Below are 12,615 nucleotides of genomic sequence, written 5' to 3' on the forward strand. Positions count from 1 at the left end.
CTTGATTTCTTGCCTGGTATCAAACGTCGAGCTTGGCCGGAAAACCGGGCGCGCGCAGGTCGGTGCCGACGGTATCTTCCAGCAACTTGACGATCTGGGTCGACCAGGCGCCGCCGCCATAGGCTTCTCTGCCTTGCTCAAAAATCGCGTTGACGCGCGTGGCAAGTTCGAGCGGCACGCCTGACTGTTCGCCCATGGCGAGCGCGAAGCCGAGGTCCTTCAGCGCCAGGTCCATGGTGAAGCCGATGTCGTAGGAGCCGTTGAGAATGAGCTGGCTTTCGGTCTCATGGACGAAGCTGTTGCCGGAGGAGGCAACGATGGCGTGGTAGGATTGGGCGAGGTCGAGCCCGCCTTGTTTGGCCAGCATCAATGCCTCGCCGGCGGCGACGAGATGGATGAAGGCCAGCATGTTGGTGATGACCTTGATCACCGCCGCCGAGCCGACCGGACCCATCAGGAACGACTTCGCGCACATCACTTCAATGGCCGAGCGATGACGCGCATAGAGCGCTGCATCGCCACCGACCAGCGCGGTTATTTTTCCGACCGCCGCCAGATGCACGCCGCCGGTGACCGGGCATTCCAACGTCTCGATGCCCTTGACCGAGGCGAGCGCGGCCAGACGGACGATCTCGTCGCGGCCGTTGGTCGACATCTCGATCCAGGTGCCGCCTTCGGGCAGGCCTTCGAGCAAGCCGCCAGGACCAGCCAGCACCGCTTCGCTGACTTTGGGCGAGGGCAGGCAGGTGATGGCGTTGCCGGCTCTGGCGGCAGCCTCGGCGGGACTGTTGGCGGCTGTGGCGCCGAGCGCGACGAGGCGCTCGACGGCGGCCGGGTCGCGGTCGAAGACAGTGACCGCAAAACCGTTGCGGATCAGGTTGGCGGCAAGGTTGCCGCCGAGATGGCCGAGGCCGATGAAGGCGTAGCTTTCGCTCACGGCATCAACGGCGTCTGCATCATCTGCAGGTGCAGTTCCTTGCCGGTGTAGGGATGCGCGTCGCAGACCGCTTCGTTGAGCTCGACGCCGAGGCCGGGCTCCTTCGACGGGATGACGTTGCCGTCCTGCCACTCGATCTTCTTCGTAAGCAGCGTCGCGTGGAAACCGTCCCACTGCTTCAGCGATTCGAGAATGAGGAAGTTGGGCAGCGTCACCGCCAGCTGGATGTTGGCAGCACCGACGATCGGCCCGCAATAGCAGTGCGGGGCGACCTGGATGTGATAGGCCTCGGCCATAGCGGCGATCTTCTTGGTTTCGAGAATGCCGCCGGAGCGGCCGAGGTCGGGCTGCAGGATGGTCGCGGCGCGGTTCTCGATGACACGGGCGAATTCGAACTTGGTCGTCAGCCGCTCGCCGGTGGCGATCGGGATCGACGTGCCTCGCGCCACCTGCGCCATCACTTCTGGCATGTCAGGCGGCACCGGCTCCTCGAACCACAGCGGATCATAGGGTTCGATGGCACGCGCCATGCGCAATGCGCCCGAGGCGGTGAACTGGCCATGGGTGCCGAACAGGATGTCGGCGCGGGTGCCGACCGCTTCGCGGATCGCCTTGATCATGCGGGCGGAGAGATCGATGTCGACAAGGCGCGGCTGGTGGCCGTCGAAGGCGGTGTAGGGGCCGGCCGGGTCGAGCTTGACCGCGTTGAAACCCTGCTCGACATATTCGAGCGCGCAGGCTGCGGCGAGATCGGGGTCGTTGTAGACATTCTTGCCGCGCGCATCCTCGGAGTGGATGCTGCCGGAGTGCGGATAGAGATAGGTGTAGGAGCGCAGCGTCTCGTGCACCTGGCCGCCGAGCAATTTGTAGACCGGCTTGTTGGCCTCCTTGCCGATAATGTCCCAGCAGGCCATTTCGAGCGCCGAGAAGCAGCCCATGCCGGACACATCCGGGCGCTGGGTGAAGCCGGAGGAATAAGCGCGGCGGAAGAAGTTCTCGATGTCGTGCGGATCGCGGCCGACGAGATAGCGCTCGGCCATATCCTCGACCATCTTCGCCGTGACATGGGCGGAGAAGGTGGCGTTGTAGGCCTCGCCATAGCCGACGACACCGCCATCGGTGGTCAGCTTGACGAAGATGAAATATTTGCCGCCGATACCGGGCGGCGGGTTGCCGACAACCCAGGTCTTGACGTCGGTGATTTTCATTTTTGGTCCTCCAGAACCAGTTCGGCACCCTTCCAACCGGTCATGATCGAGGCGGCGTTGGTGTTGCCGGTGATATTGTCGGGAAAGATCGAGGCGTCGATGACACGCAGGCCCTCGATACCGTGCACCTTGAGGCGTGGGTCGACGACGGCGCGCGAGGGATCAGGTCCCATGCGGCAGGTCGAGACCGGGTGATAGACGGTGCCCGAGCGTTTCCTGAAATCCTGGATCAGATCTGCGTCCGAACTGATCGATGGGCCGGGCAGGACCTCTTCCTCGATGATCTCGGCCATATCAGGCATCGAGGCGATCTTGCGCACGAACTTCACAGCGTCGAGCATCTCGGCGACATCGGCCTCGGTCGAATAGGCATTGGCTGATATCCTGGGATAGTCGCGCGGGTTGCTGGTGCGGATCATGATCTCGCCACGGCTCGACGGGCGGCAGTTGGACAGGCCGATGGAAAAGCCGGGCCATGGGTCGGGCGTCAGGATCGGGCGCTCGCCGCTCTTCGGAATAACGGTCGAGAAGGCCTGGAAATAAAGTTGCATGTTGGGGCGGGTTGCCGCCGGATCAGTGCGGAAGAAGCCGCCGGCATTGTTCATCGACAGCGACAGCGGCCCGGAGCGCGTCAGGATGTATTGCATGCCGACCAGCAGCTTGCCCCACCAGGGACGCAGCGTCTGGTTGAGCGTCGGCAGCCTGCCCTTGAAGGTGTAGTTGATGCCGACATGGTCCTGCAGATGCGCACCGACATTCTCGTTGGCATGGACGACGGGGATGCCAAGCCCCTTGAGCAGCGCAGAGGGGCCGACGCCGGACAGCTGCAGCAGCTGCGGCGAGTTGACCGAGCCGCCCGACAGAATGACCTCCCGGCCGGCACGCGCCGTCTTGGTCTCGCCGTTCTGCAAATATTCGACACCGACGGCGCGCCTGCCTTCGAACAGCACCCGGGTCGCCAACGCATTCGTCGCAACGCGGACATTCTTGCGCTTCATCGCCGGGCGCAGGAAGGCGCGCGCCGCCGACATGCGGCGGCCGTTCTTGGTCGAGATCTGGTAGACGCCGACGCCTTCCTGGGCGGCACCGTTGAAATCCGGATTGAGCGGCAGGCCGGCCTGCTGGCCGGCGGCTAGGTAGCGCTTGGTCAGCGGGTGGACGGCGTCCGAACAGTCGGTGACATGCAGCGGGCCGCCGACACCGCGCCATGCGTCGGCACCGGCCTGGTTGTCCTCCAGCGCCTTGAAGACGGGCAGCAGGTCGTCATAACCCCAGCCGGGATTGCCGGCGGCGGCCCAGGCATCGAAATCCTCGCGCGCGCCCCTGATCCAGACCATGGCGTTGATCGAACTCGAACCGCCAAGCAGCTTGCCGCGCGGCCAGTGGTCGGCATTGCCGGCGAGGCCCGGGTCCGGCTCGGCCTTGTAGTTCCAGTTGACCGCCGGATCGAAGAAGGTCTTGCCGTAGCCGAGCGGCATCTGCACGTAGAAGCGGCGGTCGGTGCCGCCGGCTTCCAGCAGCAGCACGGAAAAGCGCCCGGAGGCCGACAGTTTGTCCGCCAGGACCGAGCCGGCCGAGCCGGAGCCGACGATGATGAAGTCATAGGTCTGCATGATTGGTGGGCGGCTCCGGAAATCCGGCTGCAGCCTAGACGCGGCGGCGCTCCCAAGTCGCGGCGCCTTCCGGCATGCGTTGTGAAAAAAGCGACTGCCGACGCTGGTTTGAATTGAGAGGCTGACAATCCTGCTTGATATGCCGGGGGTCGAGGGCTTATGCGATGGCCTATGCGCACCCTTCCTGATGCTTTCATTCCTGAACTGCCGGGCCACTACAGCGGCAAGGTCCGCGAAAACTACGACCTGCCGGACGGCAGGCGCATCATCATCGCCACAGACCGTCTCAGTGCCTTCGACACCATCCTGACCTCGATCCCGTTCAAGGGAGAGATCCTCACCCAGACGGCCAGGTACTGGTTCGAGGAAACCGCCGATATCTGCCCGAACCATGTTCTCGAATACCCTGACCCAAACGTCGTCGTCGGCACCCGGCTCGACATCCTGCCGGTCGAGATCGTCGTGCGTGGCTATTTGGCGGGAACCACCAGCACCTCGATCCTGACAAGGTACCGGCGCGGTGATCGGGACATGTATGGAATGACCCTGCCGGACGGCCTGCGCGACAATGAAAAACTGGCCGAGCCGATCATCACGCCGACCAGCAAGGCCCTCCACGGTGGCCATGACGAGCCTCTGTCCAAGGCCGAGATCCTTGAACAGGGCCTTCTCACACAGGCGCAGTGGGACACCGTATCGGGTTACGCCTTGCAGCTGTTCGCCCGCGGCCAGCAGCGCGCCGCCGAACGTGGCCTCATCCTCGCCGATACGAAATACGAATTCGGCACCGACAAGAACGGGACCATAATCCTTGCCGACGAGATCCACACGCCGGACAGCAGCCGGTACTGGATCGCCAAGAGCTATGAGGAAGCCCTTGCCAGCGGCAGCCGGCCGGAGAGCTTCGACAAGGATTTCATCCGGTCGTGGGTGTCGGCAAGGTGCGATCCTTACAGCGAACCGATTCCTGACATACCCGACGAGATCGTCGAACAGGCATCGCGTGTCTATGCGCAGGCTTACGAGGCAATCACGGGCAGAGAATTCTCTCCTGACGTTTCCGGGCATAGCGTCCTGGATCGCATTCGTTCGAACCTCGAGCGTTACTTCTAGCGGCAAGCGAGCTTCGTTAGGTGGCGCGTTGACGCGTCACCGCCATGACGCTACGGGATCGAGGGCAATTGACCTCGAAGGATTTCCCCCATGGTGCACTACGCAGATGGACGGCCGCTCGGCGATCTGACGCTGCGCACGCTGGCCATGCCTTCGGATGCCAATGCGGCGGGCGACATCTTCGGCGGCTGGGTGATGGCGCAGATGGACCTTGCCTGCGGCATCCGTGCGGCCGAGCGCGCCAAGGGCCGCGTGGTGACGGCGGCGGTCAAGGAAATGTCGTTCGCCAAGCCGATGAAGATCGGCGACACGCTGTGTATCTACACCCATGTCGAGCGCGTCGGCCGCACCTCTATGACGCTCAAGGTCGAGGCCTGGGCGCAGCGCTACCTCTCCGACCTGATGGAGAAGGTCACCCATGCCGATTTCGTCATGGTGGCGCTGGATGGCGAGGGCAAACCAAAGGCGGTTCCGGCGGAAGGCTGACCGGGGCTTCGGCGCACAGCCATGCCGGGTAACACGCGGCAGATGCGAAATGGGCCGCCGCACGGTCTTTTGATTGTGTTGGTTGCGACTGGGACGAAGACAATCAGTCAACGATCGCTGAACGCCGCGCTGGCAGGTGTCGCTGCGGCTTTGCCTTGTCTGCTGACGGCGTCTGTCTGAAAAGCCAGAACCGAAACGGATCAACAGCCGCCGACGGAATGCAATGTCGCTAGCGCAGCCATCGGCGAAAACCCTTGCAATACAAAGGCTTCAGGCATGCGTGGCGTCGAATTTCTCACGTGCTGCCCGCACGCGCGTGGTGTTGATGCGCGCCCATTCGCCGAGTGCGCTGACCGGGATCAGCAATTCATGGCCGAGTTCGGTCAGCTCGTAATCGACGCGCGGCGGAATGGTTGGGAATACGGTGCGGGTAACGAAGCCGTCACGCTCCAATCCGCGCAAAGTGGTGGTCAGCATCTTCTGCGAAATGCCGCCGACAGCGGCGCGCAACTCATTGAATCGCAACGGTCCTTGGCCGAGCTTGCCGACCACGAGAACGGTCCATTTGTCGCCGACGCGCTGCAGGATTTCCGAAACGGCGCGGCAATCTTCGGTGTTAAGCGGGTTCCTCAGTAACAAAAAGGTGCCTCCTTGCGCATCGAGTTGACAGTATCTCATATAGCGCCGGTATCTAAATGATACCAGCTTTACTTATGGAGAGCCCCCATGTCAAAACCAAAAATCGCCATCATCGTCGGTTCGACGCGCGCCGCGCGCTTCGCCGATGTGCCGACCCAATGGATCGCCAAGATCGCCAAAGCGCATGCCGATATCGACGTCGAAGTCGTCGACCTGCGCGACTTCCCGCTGCCGTTCTTCGACGAGGTCGCATCCTCCGCCTGGGCGCCGTCGCAGAACGAAGTAGCGAAGCGCTGGCAGAAGAAGGTCGCCGAATATGACGGCTTCATCTTCACCGCCGCCGAATACAATCATGGCCCGACGGCCGTGCTGAAGAACGCCATCGACTACGCCGCCAACGAATGGAACAAGAAGCCGGCCGGCTTCGTCGGCTATGGCAGCGTCGGCGGCGCCCGCGCCGTCGAGCAGCTCCGCATGCACGCGGTCGAATTGCAGATGGCGCCGGTCAAGTCGGCCGTCCATATCGCCTGGGGCGACTTCCTCGCCGTCCGCCAGGGCGAGAAGAAGCTCGAAGACCTCGAGCATCTGAACCAGGCTGCCACGGCGCTGGTCAACGACGTCGCCTGGTGGGCCAAGGCGCTCAAGGCAGCGCGTCAGGCCGACGCCATCACCGAGGAAGTCAAGGCGGCCTAACCGTCGGTTCGAGTTATCCTCCCAAGGATTCGGGGCGGCGCTTGCGCCGCCCTTTTTCAATTGTGGGAGGCGTGCGTCTCCCGCGTCGGCCTTGGGCGGATGATGCAATCGGCGAGGCGATCCATCTCGTTGAGTTCGTCGGCGTGATGCTGGCCCCATTGGCAGAGCGCCAGCAGGATCGGCTCGAGACTGAGGCCGAGACTTGTCGCGGAATATTCGACGCGGGAGGGCACTTCGGCAAAGATCTCGCGGCTGACGAGGCCGTGTTCCTCCATTTCCCGAAGCTGCTGGATCAGCACTTTCTGGGTGATGCCTGAAATCATCGCCTTCAGTGCGGACAGCCGTCGCGGGCCATCGAACAGATGGTAGAGAATGACCGCCTTCCAGCGCCCCGCGATCACTTTCAGCGCACGTTCCGCCGGCAGCATCGGCAGTCTCTTGATGGGCATTCTCTTGCTCAGATTGGCCATGGTCACCTCCTGGTCAGCAGGGGACAAATGAGTGTGTAGTCGAGGCTCCGCAGATAGTGGCAAACCGTGACCGATGCCAATGCGATCGGAGTTTGCCATGAAAGCCATTCAACTCAGCCGCTTCGGCGGTCCCGACGTGCTTGAGGTGGTTGACCTGCCATCGCCGGTGCCGCAGGCTGGCGAAGTGCTGGTTCGCGTCCACGCCGCCGGGATCAATTTCTTCGAAGTGCTGATGCGCAGGGATGGCTACGCGGTGACGCCGCAGCTGCCGATGATCCCCGGCGTCGAGGCAGCGGGCTTCGTCGAGGCTGTTGGACACGGGGTGGATGCATCGCTGCTGGGAACCCGCGTCGCCGCGCCGCTGTTCGTGTCACAGCGTCCTCACAGCGGCTATGCCGAGCAGGTGACGATCGACGCTGATCTGATCGTGCCACTGCCGGACGCCTTGTCGTTCGAGGATGCGACGGCGTTGATGGTGCAAGGCCTTACAGCCCTTCACCTGCTTCGGCAAAGCCCGCCGGACGGCAAGTCGGTGCTGGTGCCGGCCGCGTCGGGTGGCGTCGGTTCGTTGCTTGTCCAACTGGCCAGGCTGAAGGGCGCACGCAAGGTGATCGCGGCCGCCGGCGGCAAGGCCAAGCTCGATCTCGCTTTGTCGCTCGGCGCCGATGCCGCCGTCGACTATATCAAGCCGGATTGGCCCGCCCGCGTCCGCGACATCACTGGCGGCGGGGGCGCCGACATCATCTACGACACCGTCGGCGGCGCACTGACGGCGGCGTCGCTGCAGGCGCTGGCGCCCGGCGGCGAACTGGTGTTTGCAGCACTAGGCCGCTATGCACTCGGGGCTTCAGACCTGGAAGCGATGATCGGCCGCAACCAGTCGCTGAGAGGTTTCGCGCTGCTGCCGCTGCTCTCCCCCGACGTGCTGAAAGCCAGCCTGTCCGAGCTGTTCCAGCTGGCGGCGAGCGGCCGGCTGCACGTTGCGATCGGCGGCCGCTTCCCGCTCGACCAAGCGGGAGAAGCGCACCGGCTGCTGGACGAGCGCCGCTCGACGGGCAAGGTTGTGCTGATGCCCTAGTGTTGTGGTCGCCTGCAGGCCGATCTCGAATTTGTCTGCTTGCGCAAGGAACGGGCTTTCTAGCTCTGGGGCGACGTTGGCGCGGCACGCAGACTGAGACGTGAACGCCCCTGCCATTTTTTCCTAGTGGACAACGATAGGGGGCAACCTTTGGGCCTCCAGCAACGCCGAACGTCCCTTGCGCCAGGTACCAGGTGGAACGCCAACGAACTTTTTGAAGGCGCGATTGAAGGCGGCTTCCGATTCATAGCCGACCTCAGCACCTGCTTGCGCGATGCTCACATCAGGTCGTTCGAGGAGGCGTCCCGCCAGTTGCAGACGCCACCGAGCAAGATAGTGCATCGGCGAGACCTCGACATAATGGGTAAAGCGGCCCGCAAATGCAGTGCGCGAGAGCCCTACTTCGCGGGCGAGTCGGTCCAAAGTCCATTCCTCCCTGGGGCGTGCGTGAATGAGCCGGAGCGCCTCGCCGACGTGTGGATCCCGAAGGCCTGACAGCCACCCCCGCGAATTGTCGGGGAGGGTCTCGAGATGACGGCGGATGATCTCGACAAACATCAGCTCGCTCAGCTTGGCGAGGATCGTTTCACCGCCCGCCCGCCCACTGCCACCCTCTGCCAGCGCCAGCCGAAAGAGGTCGATAACCCAGCTGCTTCCATCGACGGGCTTGCGGGCGCACAGTATGGCCGGCAACGCGGCGAGGAGGGGATTGAAAGGACGCGCATCGCAGCCAAGGTACCCGCAAATGAACCGCGTCCGCTCGTCTCCCCCACCACCATGAATCACCGCGAACGGCAGGTGCTCGTCTATCGGCCGATAATACATTGCCATGTTGGGTTCGCCCCGCGCCCCGGGCGACGAGCTCAAGACATTCGGAACACCACCGGGGAAGACCACGACATCACCGGCGTTCACGCGCACTGGGGGCACGGAGCCGTCTCCCAGCGCGGCCCAGCACGAGCCTGACATCACGGCATGAAACGAAATGATGTGCTCTGCCTCTGGCATGATGGCGGCGGCAATCTCGGCCGTGCCCGGCGACTCACCGACCCAGGGAGAACTGGCGTCGACGTCGAAATAGATCGCACCCGTGAGGCGAACGGCTCGGAGCACATCGGAAAGGACATCCATGCACTACACCTCCGGAAACGATCGACTACTCCCTTAATGACGAATTTTTCGGCCAGACATCCCGAACTATCCAGCAATATGGCCATATGAGCAAGCGCGCATATGCGCGCTCCTACTCTGAACGATCGGGCAACAGAATTGGACGATGTGACATTTTCGCGAGCACGGGATGGGGTTAGCGTCCATCGATCGGCCGACAGGTTCGGTAGGGAGGAATATCATGAACGACGAAGACATTACCAAATTCGCAGCAAGCCTCCGGGGCGAAGTCATCCGCACCGGCGACGCCAGCTATGACGAAGCCCGCAAGCTCTACAACGGCATGATCGACAAGCGGCCGCTGATCATCGCTCGCTGTGTCGACGTCGCCGACGTGATCGCAGCGGTGAATTTCGGCCGCGACAACAATTTGCTGGTTGCGGTACGTGGCGGCGGCCATAACGGACCGGGATTAGGGAGCTGCGACGACGGTCTGGTGATCGACCTGTCAGCGATGAACGGCGTGCGCGTCGATCCGGATGCCCGTACGGCGCGGGTAGGGGCGGGCTGCACCCAGGGCGACGTCGACCACGCCACCCATGCTTTTGGTCTGGCCGTACCGGCGGGCATCATCTCGACCACCGGGGTCGCTGGACTGACGCTGAGTGGCGGCCACGGCTATCTGACGCGCAAATATGGTCTGACCATCGACAATCTGATCGAGGCCGACGTCGTGCTTGCCGACGGAAGCTTCATTACCGCCAGCAAGGAACGGAACCCCAACCTGTTCTGGGCACTTCGCGGCGGTGGCGGCAATTTCGGCGTCGTCACCAGTTTTGTGTTCCAGCTTCACCCGGTCAACATGGTCTTTGCGGGGCCGATCGCATGGGATCAGGACCAAGCCCGCACCATTATGCAGCGTTATCGCGAGTTCCTGCCGCGCGCACCCGAGGAACTCGGGATCTTCCTCGGGCTCAAGACGATCCTCTCAAGCGCGCCGTTCCCCGAAGAGTTTTGGGGAAAACGGATGTGTCTTCTGATGTGTTGCTACAACGGTTCGGAGGAAAAAGGTAGAGAGGCGCTAGCCCCGCTCATCGATGCGCTCCCCGCGCCTTGGTTCAATTGGATGGGAACGATGCCCTATCCCGCCGTGCAGAGCATGTTCGATGGGCTCTACCCGAAGGGGATGCAGTGGTATTGGCGGGGCGATTTCGTCAAGACACTGTCTGACGCGGCGATTGACGCCCATCTCGAGCAGGCGGCGAAGACGCCGAGCGAGCTATCGCTCATGCATCTCTATCCAATCGATGGCGCCGTCCAACGCATCGGCAAAGAGGAGACGGCTTGGAATTGCCGCGATGCGACATGGTCGATGGTCATCGCAGGGATCGATCCGAACCCGCAGAAAGCGGGGCCGGTCACGCGCTGGACCAAGGCCTATTGGGAGGCGGTGCATCCGTTCGATCTGGGTGGCGCCTACCCGAACTTCATGATGGATGACGAGGGCGATGCAAGACTCAAGGCGGCCTATGGGGACAACTACGATCGCTTAGCTACCCTGAAGAAAAAATATGACCCGACCAACCTCTTCCGGGTCAACCAAAACATCCGGCCTGCGGCCTGACGGGCGGTCGCACGTCAGGCCGCCACGTGCTTGTGCCGGATCGGCTACGGGCCAACGAGGGCCCGGCCGATACGATGAGGCTGGTCAAGACGCTCGCTGGCCTGCACGCGCGATAGTCGGCCGCGCCCAAGGCCGATTCAGCCTGCGTTGCTTAGTTAGAATTCGTCGCTAAGCGCGCGCTCGTTGGGATCGATCGGACCCAGGTTCTTCACAACCCGGAATCGACCGCCCTGCGCCTGCGCGATGTACATGTTCATGCGAACATGGTGCTGGCCGGGAACCATTTCGGCCGGGCCGCCCGGTCCCTCGCTTATGCGGGCGTGATCGAGCGCCCGGATGACCGCGTCGCGCTCCACAGTGCCGGCCTCCTTCACCGCCGCTTCCCACATCCTGATCGCCCGGTAGTGGCCGGTGCACCCGCTGCCCGCGGTCAACATGGCACTGCCGGAGAACCGTTCGCTGTAGCGGCGCAAGAGCGCGCGACCGAACGGATCGTCGAGTTCCTGGTAGTAGTCGAGGCAGCTGTAGAGGCCCTCGATCTGCTCGAACGGCACCAGATTGAAGAAGTTCTCGTCGAAGTAGGTGCAGACGATCTTGCCGCCGCGTTTGCCGAAACCGGCCCTGTGCAGTTCTTCAAGGAACGGTGTCAGGCCCGGCGGAACGATGGTGTTGAAAACCACGTCGGTGCCGCTCGCCATGATCTGCTGCACCGTCCGCCGGAAATCGACGGTATCCAGCGGAAAATACTCCTCACCGACGATCTCGCCGCCATTGGCGCGCACCACGCGGCTCGCGGCCTTGTTCAGCAAATGGGGCCAGATGTAGTCGGCCGACGGCAAATAAAACCTTTTCGCGCCGGTGCTGTTCATGAGCCATGGTATCAGCGGTTCAACCTGCTGCGCGGGCACGGGCCCCGTGCAGAAGATCAGGGGATCGTTTTCCTGTCCCTCGTACTGTTCGGTGTAGATGTAGAGCGTCCTGCCCCGCGTAACCGCCTCGCTCTTGATGGCCTGGCGGGTCGAGCTGTAGATACCGCCGACGACCACATCGACCTTGTCGACGTCGATCAGTTTCGCGGTCCTTGCCTTGGCGACGCCGTCGATGGTTTCGCCATCCTCGATGACAAGCTCCAGCGGCCGGCCGAGCAAACCGCCCTTGGCGTTGATATCGTCGACGAGCATGGTGGTGAGGTTCGCATTTGCGACGCCCATGAAAGACAACGGGCCGGTGAGTTCGGCGATAAGGCCGATCTTGATGGGTTTCGGATCCATTTGATTTCTCCAAATCTGGGGGTTGGTCGGGCGCGCCGTCGCCGGGCGGCGGGCGGCGCGCAGGGCGGGACCTCAGGCCTCGTAGTGGCCGAGCAGCAGTGCCGCCTGCGGCTTGCCGACATGGCCGGCTTCCTGCAGGATCGCGGGCACCTCCGGATCCGACACGAAATTCTTCCAGCCCTCGGCGTCCCAGTCGAAGATCGCCCAGACGCGGTCGGGCTCGCTGGGGTCGCGGAAGACGGTTGCGCCGTTCGAGCCGTGCAGCCGGCGCTTGTCGGCGCCCTTGGTCGAAAAGATACGGATGAAGTGGTCGACATCAGCCACTTTGGTCGTTGCGAGAAGCATTTGATTTCCTCCTTGTCAGTCGCGGCCA

General features: G+C 63.0%; 13 protein-coding genes. 5 read left to right on the forward strand and 8 right to left on the reverse strand.

All coding sequences use genetic code 11. The annotated features are described in order from the left end of the window. Positions 1-19: 19 nt before the first annotated feature. The 3 genes from B5V02_RS04005 to B5V02_RS04015 are packed head-to-tail and all read right to left on the reverse strand — an operon-like array spanning position 20 to position 3,758. Complete coding sequence (locus tag B5V02_RS04005) at positions 20-937, reverse strand: NAD(P)-dependent oxidoreductase (protein ID WP_111542923.1); 918 nt, start codon at positions 935-937, stop codon at positions 20-22. Then, a complete protein-coding gene (locus tag B5V02_RS04010; protein ID WP_111542924.1) occupies positions 934-2,145 on the reverse strand; it encodes a mandelate racemase/muconate lactonizing enzyme family protein in 1,212 nt (403 codons plus the stop codon). The genes B5V02_RS04005 and B5V02_RS04010 overlap by 4 nt, the downstream gene beginning before the upstream one ends. Beyond that, positions 2,142-3,758: a GMC family oxidoreductase gene (locus B5V02_RS04015; RefSeq protein ID WP_111542925.1), complete on the reverse strand. Its 1,617-nt coding sequence runs from the start codon at positions 3,756-3,758 to the stop codon at positions 2,142-2,144. The genes B5V02_RS04010 and B5V02_RS04015 overlap by 4 nt, the downstream gene beginning before the upstream one ends. A gap of 171 nt (positions 3,759-3,929) precedes the next feature. Between B5V02_RS04015 and B5V02_RS04020 the strand changes: the two genes are divergently transcribed. Together B5V02_RS04020 and B5V02_RS04025 are read left to right on the forward strand one after the other, a co-directional pair. Beyond that, positions 3,930-4,871: a phosphoribosylaminoimidazolesuccinocarboxamide synthase gene (locus tag B5V02_RS04020; protein ID WP_111542926.1), complete on the forward strand. Its 942-nt coding sequence runs from the start codon at positions 3,930-3,932 to the stop codon at positions 4,869-4,871. Between the two features lie 90 nt (positions 4,872-4,961). Beyond that, positions 4,962-5,357, forward strand: a complete 396-nt coding sequence (locus tag B5V02_RS04025) for an acyl-CoA thioesterase (RefSeq protein WP_111542927.1) — start codon at positions 4,962-4,964, stop codon at positions 5,355-5,357. Positions 5,358-5,627: 270 nt separating this feature from the next. On the opposite strand, the gene B5V02_RS04030 is transcribed toward B5V02_RS04025, so the two are convergent. Next, positions 5,628-5,996: a winged helix-turn-helix transcriptional regulator gene (locus B5V02_RS04030; protein ID WP_167458361.1), complete on the reverse strand. Its 369-nt coding sequence runs from the start codon at positions 5,994-5,996 to the stop codon at positions 5,628-5,630. Between the two features lie 87 nt (positions 5,997-6,083). Here B5V02_RS04030 and B5V02_RS04035 point away from each other — a divergent pair, with 87 nt between their 5' ends. Beyond that, a complete protein-coding gene (locus B5V02_RS04035; protein WP_111542929.1) occupies positions 6,084-6,689 on the forward strand; it encodes an NADPH-dependent FMN reductase in 606 nt (201 codons plus the stop codon). A gap of 56 nt (positions 6,690-6,745) precedes the next feature. On the opposite strand, the gene B5V02_RS04040 is transcribed toward B5V02_RS04035, so the two are convergent. Next, complete coding sequence (locus tag B5V02_RS04040; protein ID WP_425374354.1) at positions 6,746-7,267, reverse strand: winged helix-turn-helix transcriptional regulator; 522 nt, start codon at positions 7,265-7,267, stop codon at positions 6,746-6,748. Here B5V02_RS04040 and B5V02_RS04045 point away from each other — a divergent pair. After that, positions 7,257-8,237 carry a quinone oxidoreductase family protein gene (locus B5V02_RS04045; RefSeq protein WP_111542931.1) on the forward strand — a complete coding sequence of 327 codons (981 nt, stop codon included), beginning with the start codon at positions 7,257-7,259 and terminating at the stop codon, positions 8,235-8,237. The two genes, B5V02_RS04040 and B5V02_RS04045, sit on opposite strands and share 11 nt — an antisense overlap. A 123-nt stretch (positions 8,238-8,360) precedes the next feature. On the opposite strand, the gene B5V02_RS04050 is transcribed toward B5V02_RS04045, so the two are convergent. Beyond that, complete coding sequence (locus tag B5V02_RS04050) at positions 8,361-9,368, reverse strand: AraC family transcriptional regulator (protein ID WP_111542932.1); 1,008 nt, start codon at positions 9,366-9,368, stop codon at positions 8,361-8,363. 220 nt (positions 9,369-9,588) lie between these two features. On the opposite strand from B5V02_RS04050, the gene B5V02_RS04055 reads away from it, so the two are divergent. Then, positions 9,589-10,971, forward strand: coding sequence for an FAD-binding oxidoreductase (locus B5V02_RS04055; RefSeq protein WP_111542933.1), 1,383 nt, complete (start codon positions 9,589-9,591; stop codon positions 10,969-10,971). A 155-nt stretch (positions 10,972-11,126) separates the two neighbouring features. On the opposite strand, the gene B5V02_RS04060 is transcribed toward B5V02_RS04055, so the two are convergent. Both B5V02_RS04060 and B5V02_RS04065 read right to left on the reverse strand, forming a co-directional pair. Beyond that, positions 11,127-12,242, reverse strand: coding sequence for a substrate-binding protein (locus B5V02_RS04060; RefSeq protein WP_111542934.1), 1,116 nt, complete (start codon positions 12,240-12,242; stop codon positions 11,127-11,129). Positions 12,243-12,314: 72 nt separating this feature from the next. Further along, positions 12,315-12,587: a hypothetical protein gene (locus tag B5V02_RS04065; RefSeq protein WP_027024197.1), complete on the reverse strand. Its 273-nt coding sequence runs from the start codon at positions 12,585-12,587 to the stop codon at positions 12,315-12,317. Positions 12,588-12,615 lie beyond the last annotated feature (28 nt).

Origin of the sequence: Mesorhizobium kowhaii (genome assembly GCF_003253745.1) — a bacterium.
Taxonomy (GTDB): Bacteria; Pseudomonadota; Alphaproteobacteria; order Rhizobiales; family Rhizobiaceae; genus Mesorhizobium; species Mesorhizobium kowhaii.